Source organism: Brevibacillus laterosporus, assembly GCA_007833815.1.
Lineage (GTDB): Bacteria > Bacillota > Bacilli > Brevibacillales > Brevibacillaceae > Brevibacillus_B > Brevibacillus_B laterosporus_D.
In genome coordinates this window covers 1,992,129-2,010,613 of the sequence record CP033464.1, presented here as the reverse complement: position 1 = coordinate 2,010,613, position 18,485 = coordinate 1,992,129, and the positions used below count along the sequence as shown (strand labels likewise).

The 18,485-nt window shown below is 40.7% G+C and carries 9 protein-coding genes and 1 pseudogene; 1 reads left to right on the top strand and 9 read right to left on the bottom strand.

Annotated elements, in window-relative coordinates; genetic code table 11:
• Positions 1-18: 18 nt before the first annotated feature.
• The 8 genes and pseudogenes from EEL30_11130 to treB all read right to left on the bottom strand — a co-directional run bounded on the left by EEL30_11130 (position 19) and on the right by treB (position 13,913).
• Complete coding sequence (locus EEL30_11130) at positions 19-1,419, bottom strand: lanthionine synthetase (protein ID QDX92810.1); 1,401 nt, start codon at positions 1,417-1,419, stop codon at positions 19-21.
• 17 nt (positions 1,420-1,436) lie between these two features.
• A complete protein-coding gene (locus tag EEL30_11125) occupies positions 1,437-3,311 on the bottom strand; it encodes an ABC transporter ATP-binding protein (GenBank protein QDX95740.1) in 1,875 nt (624 codons plus the stop codon).
• A complete protein-coding gene (locus tag EEL30_11120) occupies positions 3,298-6,498 on the bottom strand; it encodes a lantibiotic dehydratase (GenBank protein ID QDX92809.1) in 3,201 nt (1,066 codons plus the stop codon). The genes EEL30_11125 and EEL30_11120 overlap by 14 nt, the downstream gene beginning before the upstream one ends.
• A gap of 70 nt (positions 6,499-6,568) precedes the next feature.
• Positions 6,569-6,703 carry a hypothetical protein gene (locus EEL30_11115; protein ID QDX92808.1) on the bottom strand — a complete coding sequence of 45 codons (135 nt, stop codon included), beginning with the start codon at positions 6,701-6,703 and terminating at the stop codon, positions 6,569-6,571.
• Positions 6,704-7,555: 852 nt separating this feature from the next.
• A pseudogene (locus EEL30_11110) lies at positions 7,556-7,684 on the bottom strand (DUF5050 domain-containing protein).
• Between the two features lie 657 nt (positions 7,685-8,341).
• Positions 8,342-10,540, bottom strand: a complete 2,199-nt coding sequence (locus tag EEL30_11105) for a DNA topoisomerase III (protein ID QDX92807.1) — start codon at positions 10,538-10,540, stop codon at positions 8,342-8,344.
• A gap of 176 nt (positions 10,541-10,716) precedes the next feature.
• On the bottom strand, positions 10,717-12,396 hold the full coding sequence (treC, locus tag EEL30_11100) for an alpha,alpha-phosphotrehalase (protein QDX92806.1): 1,680 nt from the start codon (positions 12,394-12,396) through the stop codon (positions 10,717-10,719).
• A 74-nt stretch (positions 12,397-12,470) separates the two neighbouring features.
• A complete protein-coding gene (gene treB, locus EEL30_11095) occupies positions 12,471-13,913 on the bottom strand; it encodes a PTS trehalose transporter subunit IIBC (GenBank protein QDX92805.1) in 1,443 nt (480 codons plus the stop codon).
• Between the two features lie 589 nt (positions 13,914-14,502).
• Between treB and EEL30_11090 the strand changes: the two genes are divergently transcribed.
• Positions 14,503-17,583, top strand: a complete 3,081-nt coding sequence (locus EEL30_11090) for an isoleucine--tRNA ligase (protein QDX92804.1) — start codon at positions 14,503-14,505, stop codon at positions 17,581-17,583.
• Positions 17,584-17,761: 178 nt separating this feature from the next.
• Here the strand turns inward: EEL30_11090 and treR are convergent, their stop codons facing one another.
• On the bottom strand, positions 17,762-18,472 hold the full coding sequence (gene treR / locus EEL30_11085; protein QDX92803.1) for a trehalose operon repressor: 711 nt from the start codon (positions 18,470-18,472) through the stop codon (positions 17,762-17,764).
• Positions 18,473-18,485 lie beyond the last annotated feature (13 nt).

The following is an 18,485-nucleotide window of genomic DNA, read 5'->3' as shown; positions in this document are numbered from 1 at the left end:
ATCCTAGTCCCTCCTTTATTAGGCAAGTAAAAATGGTTGATCCCATATAGGCTCTTGTTTGCTGCTTGCAGAGAGTAGAGCAAGACCAATACCAGCCGCTCCTTCAAGTGCACCTGCCTTATTAAGCCCTATTCTTTGACCATCTCTTGGTTCTATATCCTGATATCCAAAGGGAAGTGAAGGGTTATAATTATTTACTAAGGTCTCTGTTAAATACTCTATATATGGTTGATAACGTTCATCATCTGCAACCATATCCATACGCATCGTCATTTGCAAAAGTCCAGCTTTTCCATGACAAAACGTATCTGAGTAGAGATTCCAATCGCTTACGGGTCTTTTGAAAATATGATCATAGGCTTGAAAAGCCAGATTACAATAGGATGAATCTTGTAAAGCTTCACCAGCTAAATGGAGTGAATGTGCTACTCCTGGTGTACCATAGCACCATGCATCGCGTCGGAATGATGATTGGGAACGAAATTCACTCTCTAGCTCATCCTCCAAACTAACCCTGTCTCTCCACATAATCCCGTACTCATCTGTTTCCTGCCACCTCATCAGCCATTCAGCTATTCTATGAATTGCGTCCCGCTGACCAGTTACTTCTATTCCTTCTCGCGTAGCAAGTGATAATAATGCTAATGGTCCAGGAATTCCATGGGCAAAACCTAGGTTAAAGTTACCTTTTGAGTACATTTCTTTGTCTTTATCTAAATATTGCATTTCTTGAGTCAAGTACCACCCTGGTATCTTTCTACCATCTTCCCATTCCATAGGCTGGCTTAGATAAACTAGATATCGCAATACATCTTGTAAGGCAGAGTGAAGTTCATTAATTTGTTTGCTTGCTAGTAAATAACGACCAATTCCTGAAACACCATTAATGACGTCATAGATATGAGGATTACTGCCCCCTCTTTTTTTATGGAGGACATATTCATCTTCAATCATGGCCACGGTTCTTTGAGCTAACAATTGATCCAATTGTCCGAGAAAGCGTTGATAACGCTTCCGATTGTGTGAAGCTACCAGCGTAGCAAAGCTTATCCCTGCTATTCCACCGAACATGGAATCACTTGAAACACCTATCGACCTAATTTTTTCTTGTAAAGCGAGAAGATGTTCATGAGCAACAATATCCCATCCTTCTTCAGGAAAGTGTCGGTCCAGCTCAGCAAAAAAGAGAATCGTACCAGGATATCCGTGGGAAAGACTAGTGGCCCCCCAAGGATATTGAGGTACCTCACCTATGGTACTTATGTTATCTTTGTGCATCACGACTTTCTCTACCTGAATGGGGTCTCTCAGCTTCTCTGCTACCTTGAGTGCGATTGAAAAAGCTTTCGTTCTTAACTCCTCTTTTTTAATCCCTATCCATACATGCTCATTACCCGTCACCACTTTATTTTTCTCCATATTTTCCTCCCTCTGTTTTACACTTGTCCTACCATCTTATTTGCATTTGCAGATTCATCTTTTTCCTCGAGATAAAAAGAAGCTTGCGTATGAAATAGAGAAGCATAAACTCCATTCTCTGCTATCAGCTCCCTATGTGTACCCGATTCAATTATCTCACCTCGTTTTAGGACAAGAATCTGGTTGGCATATCGTACAGTAGAGAATCGATGGGAAATAAATAATCCCATTTTATTCTTGGTTAGTTCACGGAACCGAGTAAACACCTCTTGCTCTGCTTGAGGATCTAGTGCAGCTGTTGGTTCATCAAGAATGTATAAATCAGCATCGTGCATGTAAGCTCGAGAGATGGCAATACGCTGCCACTGACCACCTGAAATCTGATAACCGTCTGTAAACAATTTACCTAGTTGTGTATTCAATTGTTGCGGAAAACGCTTAATCATCTCATCCGCTCCCGCCAGTTTGCTTGCTTCTATAATTGCCACTTCGTCATCAGCCTTTAGATAGTTACCAAATCCAATGTTTTCTTTGACTTGCATTTCGTATTTAATAAAATCTTGAAACAAAGCACTAATTTTTTGGCGCCATTCATTTTCTTCATAATGGCTTATCGGTATGCCATCAAAAAAAATTTCCCCTTCTGTCGGTTGATACAGTCGGGTAATTAATTTTACAATTGTCGATTTCCCTGAGCCATTTTCACCTACTAATGCAAGTGTTTCTCCTAAATGAATTGTGAAGCTTACATTTCGTAAGGCATAGGCTTCGACACCCTGATATTTGAACGAGACATTGCGAAATTCTAGACCAGACGCGTTCTTCTCAAAAGAATTTCTTTCTTCTGTGGTTTTTTGTTTTTCATCTGGCACGCCTAGAAAATTAAATAACTGACTGATATATAGATTGTTTTGATACATGTTAAAGATCGTTTGCATAAGATCTGTGGAGGTTGATTGGGTGTAAGAAATCGCTTGAATAAATGCGAGTAAGCTACCAACTGCAATGGTACCAAGCAACATTTCCCATACTACATACGACTGCATACTAACAACTGCGATGAGTGTAATAACCTGATATCCAAGCGCCACTTTCGTCCGTTTAATTACTATTGCTTTGTCTTGATTGAAGAACTGTTGGTAATATTTACTATATCTATTGACTAAAAACTTGCCGAGTTGAAAGATTTTTATTTCTTTTACCGATGAATCATTGGTCAGTAAATTCATCAGGTAATATTGCTTACGTCGGTCAGAAGCGCGGTTGTGGTTAATCATGAATTCTTCTTGCCCTAATTTAATAAAAGAAAATGTGGAACAGATAGGCAGCAAGAGCAAAATAAGAGCCAGCCACCACTTCCAAGTGATCAGCACAGCAGAAACAGATAGTAAAGTAATCACACTACTAATGACATTCATTACCTGTTGAAATAACTGATATGGGCGATACGTTGAATCTTGCTTTGCCCGTTGCATCTGATCGTAGATTGCTGCATCCTCAAAGCTAGAATAAGGAAGTCGTGTGGCTTTTTTCATGATCAACATGTTCACATGATTTGATAGTAATTCTTGATACAAAGTTTTATAGACCAAGTCAACATATTTGATAATATCGCGTATTACGGCTAGGAATGCGAAGGTACCAAACGCGATTAAAAGCGGATACATTTCCCCCCCTACTGAAACTACTACTGCCGAATTTATCAAAGATTGTGTAGCTAGAATTACTCCCACAGGAATCAAGCTACTTATAATCGTCAATATCATGACAATCGCAAAATAGCGAGGATGTGTTTGATAGAGCAAACGAAAAATACTAGGCCATTGGGAGAAGGAAGCAAATACATTTCGAATCGTTTCCAATTTATTACTGGTTTCCTTAAATGGAGACACCAACATTTTCCCTCCAGTGAAGCTGGCTGTGTAAAGTATGACGTACAAACGCCATTGCTTTCTCTTCCATCTCTCTATTTACTCCAAAAATTCGATTGCAATGCAGATGGATCAAACTACCTAAAATCGTCGCTTTTGAACTCCAGAGAGACTTGTTTTGTTCTCCTTCTGATACAAGTTTCCAAAAAATATTCAATGCATCCGTTCTTAAGTAAAAAGCTTCACGAATTTCTTCCCCGCTCGGATGACTACGCAATCCTTGCCAATCGTTCCGCGGATCAGCAAGAGTAAGTAAAGTTTTGCGCCATTTTCGAAACTCTTCTCTATGAGCATCCTTTTTAACAACCTGTTCCATCCATTCGAATTGCTGTTCAAAACTAAGTCCATATCTAGTCATGATATCAATAATACTAATCGTTGCTAAAACATAGTCAGGAAGATTCGTTTGCTTGTAGCGTAGTAATCCCAAAAGCTTCACAGTCGTCTGGCTATCTTTAGAAAATACTCGTTCGGCATTAGCCATCATCGTTGGACCACCGTATCTTTCTACCTCACGATCATAGGTATCAATCACCATTCTTTGAATAAAGCCTTCCCTCTGACATTCTTGAATCCAACGATAAAGTTCTGGCAAAATCTCCTGTATGAGCTTCTCGGGTTTGCCATGAAATCGCAGGCGAATATGGTGTTCAGGGTCAAGATATCTCATGAAAAACCATTCGTCTGCCGCTCCTTTTTGAACCATTGAGTCAGCAAACGTACGAATCTTCTCAACAATAAACTCATTCTGCCGTTGCTGGCCCCCATATAGTTTGATAAATAACCAATCGCTTCCAGGAAATTTTATGTATTGTTCCTTGGATAGGACCATGTTTTTTCTATAGACAGGGGGATTCATCTTAACTAGATGCTTCTGTTTGATAAGTGGAATCACACATTCCATTGCGAAATGCCCATCTGGTCCATTCACCCAGTTTTTCTCTAATCCTCCAATTTTTTCGCGGAACTTAATGCCTTTTGACTTGAACAATTCAGAACGTATTTCTTCGATATGGTAGGAATTATCCAAGTCTAGTAAGATACGATTGTCGCCAAAAGCCATATAAACATGTCGTGGTACATCCCATTCCATTCTCCATTTAGAAAAAGCATCATACCAGAGCTGGTCTTCTTTCGGATTTTCTTTCATCCCTAGAGAGGAAGGAGTTAATTTCCATACAGCAGGAGATAAGATCGTTCGTCCATAACGAACACGTGGTAAGTATGGTGAACCTTCCATATTACCCCAAGAAAATGGTTGCCAGTTACGTATATTCTCAAAAGAAACCTCACGTAAAAATCGATAAACGTTTGGAGAGTTTCTGAAATTAAGCATGTTATCCGATGAAATAATAATTTTCTTCCCATGTGTGCGGGACTTGAGATACAAATGTTCCACCGTTGCACATACCACAATATCTTCAAGGAGAAGGGGGTGTTTAGCCTTCTCTGAACAATTTGTCCCAATAGCCAGTTCGTATTCGCTTAGGGATGGATGCAACATAATGTTGGCCATACGTCCTGCTGCTGGTAAATAAACAGCATCGACCATTATTACATCTTCAAATTGGCCTTGTACTTGCTTATGAACCTGTTCGTGTTTTTCTATCGCTTCCGTTCCAAGAATATCAAGGAATCTTCCAAATGATTGACCTACTTTAGATGAACCAGGCATGGGTCCCACTTCAAGTAGATATTCTCCTTTATCGATCGCTTCCTGTGAAGATGCAATTACCTCCACATACATTTCCAAGGAATCTGGTGCGTATTTAGGATTTACTGGATCGGCATCTAACTGTTCGAGTAGATCATTCGTAATCTCTACTTCCCTTTTTTTTGTTGCAATCGCTTGAACCACTTTTCTCATCACAATGGCTTCACGCTGATCAGAATACTTGAGAGGTGATACTATTTCTCTTCGATTACTGGGTGGGGACATATATCCTGCTGGCGCTCCTAAACCGATTTCCTCACTAAGAAGTTCTAAGACTGGTACTTCTCTTGAAGTTCCATATCTCTCCAAAAAGTCCTTATGATAGCTTCGGAGATGAGTCGCTCCTCGCTGTACAAAAGACAATCGCCAAAGACATTCCGCCGCCTTGGCTACTTCTTCCCCAATTCCGTTGTGTAAACATACTTTGTTACTGGCTAAGTGGAAGTCTACTTGTATCGGCGTATCACTCGCTTCTATAGCCTTCATCCTAGCAATTAATTCTTGATAGGCTTGTATACCATTTCCTATAGGCAGCTCGTCATATCGTTTCATCATTTCTTGAATGTAAACTAGTTCCCCATATATTTCCTGTACACCATCCAGTAACTTAAGGTGTCCCATCACATAATCAAATGGATTCGCTACTGTGAGTGGTGGACGTAATTCACTAATTAAAAACTCCTGAGAAAATAATTGCCATAATAGTCCGGTTACCTTTTGTTCCCCCGCCTTAGGGTATAATTCCATCAACCTAGCAATTAATTCTTCAAATAGAATCGGATGCTCTGTCAGAGCAAACACGTTGTGCACAACTTCTGTCGCACGGATTGAAATCCTCTCTTTTTGCATGCCATCTAACCGTTTAATTTGGCCGTATTCAGTGGCAAGAGTAAGTTCAATTCGTCCTCCTACCTGTAATGAAGCATGGTTTTTTTGGACTTTCAGCTGTTTTACCACATAAAGTCTTTGTTCCAATCCTTTAATAATTGCAAGCAACCATTCCATATCTGGACGTGTACGTTTTTGGTTATAATCACAATTTCCTAATAAAATATCTGTCTTGTCAGTTAACGATCCCAAAGCTACACCAGCGAATAAACCATATGGAGTAGCACGGGTACTCATTCTTAGAAAATAACGAATAAAGCTAGATAGAGTTTGTTTGGTCTTTCGGGAAGTGAGGTCACTTTCTAGATTAGGCAATGCTGCGTACAATGATGGGCTAGAGACAAGAATGGCTTCTCTCACTTTCTCTTCCCTCGCATACTCCCTTATAGCAGTGAGATAATCATCCATTTTATTTAATTCATAGAAATTTTCTAATGGAAACAGTGGTAACCGTAGCATAAAAAAATCTGCTGCTGTAAATAAGTTTTCTTCTTTATTAGTTTTACCATATTGAGTAGTTAACTCTTTCTCAAGTTGTTTGGCCATTCATACCCCTCCTTCCTGAAATATAAAGGAAGAACATCGCTTATCGCGATGCTCTTCCTTCAAGCTTTTATTAGCAGCAGTTACTTTGGCAAAAAGTAGCTGAGCAAAATGTTGTACATATGAGGTCGCTCAATACTGAGTCCCCTTGAGCTTGACTTGCCTCTTTCACCTGTACATCCAAATCAAATAGATCATCTTTTTTCATTTTTTGTTCCTCCTCTTATAATTTTGTTCGTATCCAGAACTAAACTCTTTTTCTAGTATTTGGTTACGATTACAATTAAATGATATAACAGAAATGATTTACAGTAAAGTGTATTCTTGCGAAAAGTCTAAATCTTTCACAAATTCTACATTAAACAGTAAAGAAATTTCCCATTATTGCTTACAAAAGGCCACAATTTCAGAGGTGTTTCTACAAGAATCTAGTGATTGTGTTCGACTTCACTAAAAATCCGAACGTTTGTTTCTTCCTAATTTCGGACTTAATTGGTCTCAATAGTTCAGCAAGAACAAATGTATAAACTATTTTACGGTGGTTCATATTACTAATAAATGATAAAATAGAAATTTTTGTTAAAGTATATTATTCTGAAAATTTATTGCTCCTTGTGTTAAAAATCAGCCCGATATTATATTTCATATAATAACTTGGATAAATACCATATATTTATCTAGCAGTTAGCTTAACTCCAAGACTGCAGGACTTAAAAATGATCCTTCTACCAATATAAGTTAACTAGCTTTTACCTTTAAATTCTAAAGTTTTTAAAGGATCATGTACCAATTTTCTACTTTTTTTTTAGGTATAGAAGTAATAGAATTACTCTGAATAACGTTTTATAAATATCTTTTATCGTGGGATATTTCGAGCTGGTAGGCAAACAGAAACGTCATTTTTCATGAATTTCCAAAATTTACATAAAACACCTCCTTACTATCTTATTAATATCATTATTTTACCATTTAGACTAATAACTTCCTTGTTTTCTCTTTGCTGTAGTACGGCAATATAACGATTCGCAAAAAAATGTAGACAAACTTCGGTTTATCTACATCACATTTGTTTGGTTCCGTCTGTTTTAACACGATGAAGATTTTCCTTCTGTCCTCCTTCCCAATAAAAAACCCATCCTTTTGCTATATTAAGTTGTTCTACCGTATCATCTAAAACTTTTTTGAACGTGCGCCTCTCCCGGCACACGTAGCGGCGCTACATGGCGGTGGTCGGACTACATTCCTTTTCAATTTGCTTGGCCATTCATACCCCTCTTTCCCATGTATGAAGTAAAAATATTAAGGAAGAACATCGCTTACCGCGATGCTCCTCCGCCTTCAAGTTTTTATTAGCAGCAGCCGCTGTAGCAAGTAGCTGAGCAAAATATTGTACATATGAGGCTATTCACTACTGAGTCCGGTTGCACTTGATTTACCTCTTTCACCTGTATATCCAAATCAAACATATCATCTTTCTTCATTTTTTGTTCCTCCTCTTATAATTTTGTTCATTGTAAGAACACAATACATAAACCATTATATAGTTCTGCTTGCAAATTAATAATAAAATAGAAAAAAATTCCAGTAAAGAGTTATTTTACAAAATTTTAAAATATTTTAATTTTTGTACATTATATTTAATAGAAAAAACCGATTGCCACTGAAAAAACTTACAATAGGGATACATATATTTTAGACAACTTCAGAAATCTAAAAAACTCTCTACCTACCATTAGAATCTTTTATTCCAGCAAAAACAGACATAAAAGTAGGCGGTCTCTCCAGTAAATATTCGGAGAGAGACCGCCTACATATACAGAAATATTTTTTACTATCTACAAAAAAATTACTGGTCTAGCTTTAATTTTTTCAGTGCCTCCATCAGCGCTGGATTACCTAGGTCCTCTTGGTCACGTTGTTGGTTTTTCATGTATTGCGCCACATCTCGCTTGGAGACATTCGTTTGTTTCTCTTTACTACGTCTGTCATTAAACGTAGATAATTTTTCACGATGACCGCATTTGCATACGAATATCTTGCCTTCTCCTTCACCACGCATCTCCATCTTTTTCCGACATTGTGGACATCTCGCGTTTGTAACTTTAGATAAATTTTTACGATGACCGCAGTCACGATCCTGACAAACCAGCATTTTTCCTTTTTTGCCATTCACCTCAAGCATTAGCTTTCCACAATCCGGGCATTTGGAACGTGTCAGATTGTCATGACGGAATTTTTGCTCGCTGAATTTAATTTGTTGAACGATTTGCTCTGCATATTTCTTCATTTCTTGTATGAAGCTGTTTTTAGCCAGACTTCCTTTAGAAATAGCCCCTAGCTTCACTTCCCATTCCGCAGTCAGAGCGGGTGATTGCAGTTCTTCTGGTACAAGCTCTAGCAATTGTTTCCCTTTGGATGTGATATGAATGTGCTTACCACGCTTTTCAATTAAAAAGCTATTAAATAATTTTTCGATAATATCTGCACGAGTAGCAACTGTGCCGAGTCCGCCTGTGTCACCCAATGTTTTTGCTACATTTTTATCGACCTGTCCCATATACCGAGCAGGGTTCTCCATGGCAGAAAGGAGTGTTGCCTCTGTAAATGGTTCTGGTGGTTTTGTTTCCCCTTTAGTAGGAGATACGGTCTGTATAGTCATTTGCTCGCCTTGTCGTAGTGTAGGTAAGAGTTGCTCGGTTAGTCCATCTCCGACTTCCTCTTCATCAAAGTGGTTGTCGTAGATTTCCTTCCAGCCTTGGCTCGTGATGGTCTTCCCTTTTGCTAGGAATTCCTCTTCACCAATGCGGGCACGAATACTAATTTGCTCATATTCAAACGGTGTATAAAACACAGCTAAAAAGCGTTTGACAACGAGATCATAAATTTTACGTTCCTTGTCACTAAGCTTACTCATCAACACAGTTTGCTCGGTTGGAATAATCGCATGGTGATCAGTTACCCTACTATCGTCTACTACATGTTTTCCAGCACGAATAGGCTGTTTTAACAGCTTAGCAGCAAACGTAGTGTATGGTTTAACCGAAACAGCCCTCAACCGATCTGGTATTGTCGCCACAATGTCTGACGTTAGATAGCGGGAATCCGTACGTGGATAGGTAAGTACCTTATGTGTTTCGTACAGTCCTTGCATGACGGAGAGAGTTTCCTTTGCAGAAAAACCAAATCGCTTGTTCGCATCACGTTGCAGCTCGGTCAGATCGTATAAGGCTGGAGCAAAGCTTTTCTTATTTGCCTTCTGGATATCGATAATTTCTGCCTGTTTGTTTTTACTAGTTGTTGCTACTTTTTCTGCTTTCTCTTTGGTAAAAGTCTTCATATCTTTTGTCTGCTGATCTTGCCACATAAGTTTTAATCCATTACCTGTTATCGCTTGGACGCCATAATAGGGACGAGGAACAAATTTTTGAATCTCCTCCTCACGTTTGGCAATCATAGCCACAGTGGGTGTTTGTACACGACCACAAGAAAGCTGGGCATTATGCTTCGTTGTAAGCGCACGAGTTGCATTGATGCCGACAAACCAGTCAGCTTCCGCACGAGCTACAGCAGAAGCATATAGATTCTCGTACTCCTTCCCATCGCGTAGGTTCCGAAAGCCGTCCGTGATTGCCTTATCAGTTACAGAGGAAATCCAGAGACGCTTAATCGGCTTTTTCACATGGGCTTTTTCTAAAATCCATCTAGCCACCAGCTCACCTTCACGTCCAGCATCCGTAGCAATAATCACTTCTTTAATATCCTGACGACCTAACAGATTTTTAACGACCTGGTATTGCTTTCCACTCTGTCTGATGACGGTCAATTGTAGCCGGGAAGGCAATAGCGGTAGATCTTCCAGCTTCCATGATTTATACGTCTCTCCATATACCTCAGGATCAGCTAATGTTACGAGGTGTCCAAATGCCCACGTCACCACATATTTGTCGCCTTCTAGGTAGCCGTTCGCCTGCTTAGTACATTTCAGGACTCTGGCAATATCTTTACCCACCGAGGGTTTCTCTGCTAAAACGATTATTTTACTCATGTTGTCATCCTCTCAAACCGGATTCTATCGGTTGTACATGACGATCTTGTTATGTCAACCATTCTCCCTTTATGATACCGCTCTATGGCTGTGAGTACAAATAGAAACACAAAAACAGAATACCCATTTCCCCTTTCGAAATGGAAAAGGGATGAGCATTCTGTTTCATGCCTACTTTACTTTATCAAAATCGCAATCGACTCATATGGACGCAACGAAAATTCGTCCAGTGCATCAGGAACATCTAGATAGTTGGTCAGGATTACTTCCATAGGGCTGGTTCTATCAATATCCTGTGGCAACACAAATTTTGTTGGCTCAGCATAGAAATTAGTAACCACCACCAACTGCTCAGAACCATATTGCCGCACATAAGCAAAAATCTGCGGATGATCCTTGTATATCATCGTAAAATCGCCATATGCAATGACATCATGTTTTTTACGCAATCGAATCAGTTTTTGGTAGTGATACCAAATGGAACTCTGATCCTGCTGCGCTCGCTGTGCATTGATAGACGGATAATTATTAGCTACGTTAATCCAAGGTGTACCTGTCGTGAATCCACCATAGGGAGCATCCGTCCATTGCATTGGTGTACGTGAATTATCTCTAGATTTTTGTTGGATCGCCTTCATAATCTCCTGCTCAGGAGCGCCTGTTTCACGGAGCCATTCGTACGCATTAATCGTTTCTATATCACGGTAATCCTCAATACTAGAGAATGCAGGATCAGTCATGCCAAACTCTTCACCCTGATAAATATATGGTGTTCCTTGCATAAAATGAAGGGCAGTAGCTAGCATTTTCGCTGATTCTTTATGATACTTCTGATCATCGCCAAAGCGAGTGACAACACGTGGCTGATCGTGATTGCACCAGAACAATGCATTCCAGCCTTCACCTGCCTGCATTCCAACCTGCCATTCATTGAGAATGCTCTTTAATTTGCCAAAATCAAGCTCACCTGTAGCCCACTTTTGTCCGTTCGGATAATCGACCTTCAAATGATGAAAAGTAAAGACCATACTCAGTTCATTTTCCTCTGGATTGGTATATCGGATGCAATTATCAATCGTTGTAGACGACATCTCTCCAACCGTCAATATTTGAGGATAGTGTGCAAAAACTTGCTCATTCATTTCTTTTAAATATTCGTGGATACGAGGGCCATCTGTATAAAAACGGCGTCCATCTTCCATTGGGATTTGTAGCGTATCATTTTGGAATGTCTGATCTTTGGAGATGACATTAATGACATCTAGCCGGAAGCCATCGACACCTTTTTTCAACCAAAAATGCATCATATCGTAGATTTCGCGTCGTAAGGTAGGATTTTCCCAATTCAAATCGGCTTGCGTCACATCGTACAAATGTAAATAGTATTGCTTTGTTCGTTCGTCCCATTCCCAAGCATTCCCACCAAATTTGGACTGCCAATTTGTTGGAGGGTTACCAGCTACACCATCTTTCCAAATGTAATAGTCACGATACCGGTTTTCTTTAGAAGAAGCTGCTTCTCTAAACCATTCATGCTCAATAGAAGTATGATTCACAACGATATCCATAATCAGCTTGATGTTACGTTGGTGGGCTTCATGTAACAGCTGTTCAAACGTTTCCATTGTTCCATACTCGGGATTGATCGTATAGTAATCGCTGATATCATAGCCATTATCTTTTTGTGGAGATGCATAAATAGGTGTTAACCAAATCACATCCACACCTAATTGCTGTAAATAATCCAGCCGCCGAGTAATTCCTTCTAAATCCCCGATGCCACTACCTGTTGTATCGAGAAAGCTTTTCGGATAAATCTGATAGACAACGGCTTTCTTCCACCATGTTTGTTGCATTGTTTACACCACCATTTTCGTAGGGCTTAGTCGAGTTGTATTGTGCGCTGAGTATGTGCCGTATGAGTTAATCGTTACGCCACTGCTTTTGTACCATCTTCTTCTACCTTTTTGTTGCGCATTTTGCCAAACACAATCGTAATGACAAAAGGAACAACCAAAGCGATTGCCATTCCGACAAAGAACGGACCCCAATTTTGTGGAAAGATGGACAAGAAGCCTGGCAAACCACCTACACCAATGGAAGCTGCTTTTACCTTATTGACCGTAATAAAGACGGCACCGATAGCGGACCCAATCATCGCAGCGATAAACGGATAACGTAACCGCAGATTTACCCCAAACATAGCTGGTTCCGTAATTCCCAGGAAAGCAGAAATCGCTGATGTAAGAGACAAGCCTTTTAGCTTTTCATCACGGGTCACAAACATAGTAGCAAATGCCGCAGAGCCTTGAGCGATGTTAGAAAGTGCCAAGATCGGCCACAAGAAGGTTCCGCCCACACTTGCGATCAACTGCAGGTCAACAGCAAGAAAAGTATGATGCATGCCTGTTACAACCAACAAGGCATAGAAGCCACCATAAATTAAACCACCAACCACCGCAAAATTATCAAAAATCCCAACAAAAGTATTGGTAATTACGTTTCCGATCGAGAAGGTTAAAGGGCCAATAACGATGAAGGACAAGAGCCCTGTTACTAATAATGTCACAGGAGCTACTAATAATAGCTTGAAAGCATCTGGTACACGCTTGTTCATAAACTGTTCAACCTTAGCTAAACAAAACGCTGAAACCAGAACAGGTAACACTTGACCCTGATACCCGATTTTTTCTACGCTTAGTCCAAATAAATTCCAGTACGGCACCGTTCCCTTAGCAACCGCATCGCCGTATCCCCAAGCATTTAACAAATCAGGATGAATGAGCATTAATCCAAGTACCATCCCAAGAAGTTCACTACCACCAAAGCGTTTGGCAGCTGACCAACCGATTAAAGCAGGTAAGAATACGAAGGACGTATTAGCAATGAGATTAATGACATCCGCTAGGTCCCTCCATTGAGCATACACCTGAATGAGAGATTGTTCTGGGAAGAAGATTCCTTTGCCGGTCAAAACATTGTTGATCCCCATTAATAAACCAGCCGTTACAATCGCAGGTAGGATCGGTATGAAAATATCAGCTAATGTCTTAATCGCTCGTTGTATCGGGTTCAAATTGTGTTCCGCAGCATCTTTCAATTCCTGTTTAGAAGCTTGCTCTAGACCGGTAATCTCTAGTAAATGAACATAAGCTTTATCAACTACACCAGGGCCAATGACAACCTGGAACTGTCCATTGGCGGAAAAAGATCCTTTCACCAAATCAATATTGTCTAACTCTTCTTTCTGGACCTTCTCCTCATCCAGCAAAGCAAGACGTAAGCGTGTTACGCAATGTGAAGCGGTTACAATATTCTCTTTACCGCCAAGCGCTACAATGATCTCTTCTACGGACTTTTTGCTAACACTCATAGATGTACCTCCCTTTGGAATCGCTTTCATCGGTTTTATTGACCTTAGTATAACTTGTATAAACAAGTTTGTAAACACTTGTTTATACAAGTTATACTAAGAATTTATTCCCAATCAGAGTTCTTGATAATGAGCCTCGCATCATAACATTTAATTCTTATTGTTGATTGTAGGATGGCCCGAACACGTAGAAATGTAACAGAGTTAACCTGTTTGACATTTTATTGAAAGTCGTGTAAAAAGGAGGTAACAGAATGATCAGAGTAAATTCATTGACGAGAACGAGTAAGCTAAATCCCTTGTTCCCCAGAGAGTTGGCCTTGCGCTGAAAGCCAACGTTCAAGACTTAGCCGAAAATCCTCTCCGAGAAGGAAAGCTGAAGGTATGTAATTAAGCTAACCCGGGATCCTGCCGTTACAAGGGACGCGTATGATGGTACGTAGACGAGGTGCCGAGAGATCATGGTTTTATGATTATTTCGGAACAAGGGTGGTATCGCGAGATGAAATCTCGTCCCTTACGGGGCGGGATTTTTTTGTTTTTCTAGCCCTACCCCATAATTTATATGGATGGAGAAAGGATGAAAAGCATGAGAAAAGTTGATGTGAAAGAAAAAGCAAGGACTCGTGAGTTGCGTGTCTTGAATCAATGGAAACAAAACGATACGTTTCGAAAATCAATTGATAACCGGGTAGGCAAACCGAACTTCGTGTTTTATGAAGGGCCTCCTACAGCAAATGGAAAGCCTCATATCGGTCACGTCCTCGGACGCGTCATTAAAGATTTCATCGGACGCTATAAAACGATGTCTGGATACCGTGTCGTCCGCAAAGCTGGATGGGACACACACGGTCTTCCCGTCGAGCTGGGCGTGGAGAAGCAATTGGGCATATCGGGAAAACAAGAGATCGAAAAATACGGAGTAGCCGAATTCGTGGGACAATGTAAAAGTAGTGTGTTCGAATACGAGAAGCAATGGCGCGAGCTTACAGACGCAATTGCTTATTGGACAGACATGGATAACCCCTACGTTACGTTGACTAATGATTATATCGAAAGCGTTTGGCACATCTTGTCAGAAATTCATAAAAAAGAACTGTTGTACAAAGGTCACCGCGTCAGCCCATATTGTCCTGACTGCCAAACGACACTAAGTTCTCATGAAGTGGCGCAAGGCTATGAAGACGTTAAAGATTTGAGTGCTACGGTGAAATTTAGAAGCAAAAATGGGGAGGACATCTTCCTCGCATGGACGACAACGCCGTGGACACTTCCAGCCAATACGGCCTTAGCGATAAACAAAGATATCGACTACGTTAGAGTAAAACAGAACGGTGAAGTATACGTGGTTGCAAAAAATCTTGTAGAAAAAGTTTTGAAAGAGGACTATGAGATCTTGTCTACTCATAAAGGGTTGGAATTCGTAGGTACTGCTTATGAGCCACCCTTTTGTTATATCAGCGTTAACAAAGGTCATATTATCGTAGATGCCGACTATGTTAGCGATGCAAGCGGTACTGGTATTGTTCATACAGCACCAGCACACGGGGAAGACGATTACCGCACAAGCCGTCAGCACGGATTGGATTTCGTGAGCGTAGTAAACTTGTCTGGACGATACACTGATCAAGTCACTGATTACGCCGGACGCTTTGTCAAAGATTGCGATGTCGATATTGTGAAAAACTTGTCCTACCGCAATCTACTATTCTCCAAGGAACGTTATGAGCACAGCTATCCTTTTTGCTGGCGCTGTAAATCTCCTCTGCTCTACTATGCGATGGAAAGCTGGTTCATCAAAACGACCGCAGTTAAAGACCAGTTAATCGAAAACAATAGCAAAATCGACTGGTACCCCTCTCATTTACGCGAAGGACGTTTTGGGAAATTTCTGGAAGAGCTCGTCGATTGGAATATCAGCCGGAATCGCTACTGGGGTACTCCGCTGAACATTTGGCTTTGCCCTGATTGCGGATCCGAGTATGCGCCGGGAAGTCGTAAAGACCTACACGAAAGGTCAGTAGAGCCAATCGATGAGAGCTTGGAGCTGCATAAACCTTTTGTGGATGATGTTACATTGCGCTGCTCTTGCGGCGGTACAATGAAAAGAACGCCTGAAGTCGTCGATGTGTGGTTTGACAGTGGTTCGATGCCGTTTGCCCAGTACCATTACCCCTTTGGCGACGAGAAACTCTTCCATGAGCAGTATCCTGCCGATATCATCTCCGAAGGCATCGACCAAACCAGAGGCTGGTTCTTCAGCTTGCTGGCGGTATCAACACTATATAACGGAAAATCGCCATACAAAGCGGTTATTTCAACTGGACACGTACTAGATGAAAACGGTCTAAAGATGTCCAAAAGCAAAGGGAATGTCATTGATCCTTGGGATATTATCGAAGAATTTGGAGCGGATGCATTCCGCTGGGCACTTCTGTCTGACAGTGCACCGTGGAACAGCAAGCGGTTTACGAAACAGATCGTAGCCGAAGCGAAGTTTAAAGTGATTGATACGATTAATAACACGCATGCTTTCTACTCGCTTTATGCGACAATTGATCAATATAAGCCTGAAGACTATCCACAGCAAATTTATATGAATGAATTAGACCGTTGGATCCTTTCGAGGTTACATTCAACCCTGCAAAACGTGTTGAAGGGGCTTGAAGTTAATGATTTTCTGAATCCGGCAAAGCAAATGGAATCGTTCATCGACGAGTTAAGCAATTGGTACATCCGTCGCTCTCGTAACCGTTTTTGGGGCAGCGAAATGACAGAAGACAAGGTGTCCGCATACCAGACACTGCGCGAAGTGTTATTGACGCTATCACGGATGATCGCACCGTATGCGCCGCTCATTGCAGAGGACATCTTTAACAACATTGGTGGCGAAGGAAGTGTCCATCTAGCGGATTATCCGAAGGTGAACGAAGCAGTTATCGACGCAACTCTCGAAAACGACATGGAAACCGCACGTCAAATCGTGGAGCTAGCTCGAAACATCCGGAACGAAACCGGAATCAAGACTCGTCAGCCTTTGTCCGAGCTTATTGTGTCAATAGACCGCGATTTCAACCTGAACCGATTCATGGACATCATCAAAGATGAAATCAACGTAAAAGATATCCGAGTTGAAAAAAGCGTCAGCGGCTTCGTTACCTACCATTTAAAACTAAATTTAAAAATTGCCGGAAAAAAATATGGAAAATTCGTCGCTCCTCTTCAAAATCATTTAAAACATCTGTCCGCATCCGAAGCGAAACAAACAGTCGATAGTGGCTTCTTGGATGTCACCATTTTAGACGAAGGAATTCATATTACACTGGATGAGCTACTCGTTGAAAAACAAGGAAAAGAAGGCTTTGCTTCCGCGTCCGGCTATCAAATCAACGTTGCTTTGAATACGACGATAACGGAGGAACTAGAGCAGGAAGGCTTTGTACGCGAAGTCATACGTGCGATTCAGGATTACCGCAAGAAGCTGAATTTACCAATTGAAAAACGGGTGAGTCTTACTCTTGATGTTGATGCTCAGTTAAAAGAAGCGCTGGAGCGTTTTGATCATGTATTGCAGGACAACGTGTTACTTTCTGATGTCAAATATGCTAATGAAATAGGTATGGAGACAGTGTCGATGGGTGAGAAAAACTTCCGAATGCTTATAGAGTAACAACATAAAGGCAATGATAGCTTATTTCGCTAAGGCAGTTTGGAAAAAGACAAGATAGATTAGACTACCCCCTCCCAACTCAAGTAAGCTAAAAGTAATAGATGAATTGGGAGGGTTTTGTTATGAAAATGAACGAATTTTGGATGATGGAATTAAAAAACGTACTCTCTTCAGTCATTCATCGTCTCCGTGCGAAATCTGTAAACACAAACCGATCTGGACGATGGCGCGACTCTGTATATTCAAATAGCGTACCGTCATACAAATGTACATAGTTACGAACCACAACAACAAATTCAAATGCTTTCAAATCCAGATACTCTCGGTCTTTTCCTGTCGCTTGCTCTACTTGAATCACTCTTTGTGCAAAGCCAATTTTTAATTCCAAATCACTCTCTACATACTCATAGATTGATTTCTCAGCTATCTCAGGGGTCAGGCCTTCGCACTTTTCCTTGCTAAAATAGTTGATATCCAAAATGACCTTTTCCCCGTCCAGCTTTCTTACACGATAGAAATGATACACGGGCATGCCATTTGGTAGGTGTGTTTTTTGCTCCAATTTTTGATCAATATCAAGCTCCGTAAAGTAAGGAACTGTTGTAGAAAAGACCTGCCCGCTATTTTCATTAGCTTCCTTAAAACTTACCAGTCCGCCAAAAGAAAAGCTAATCATATTTTGGTCTAAAACAAAGACACCTTTTCCATGCATGCTGTTGACAAGTCCTTCTTCTGCCAACATATCCAATGCACGGCGAATCGTACCCCTACTGGTCTCGAATTTTTTGCAAAAATCGTTCTCAGAAGGCAATTTTTCCCCAGGAGGATACACTCCTTCCATAATCCCCTGTCTAATCTCTTCATAAATGGCAAGATATCTTCTGTTCATTATTTGTTCCTCC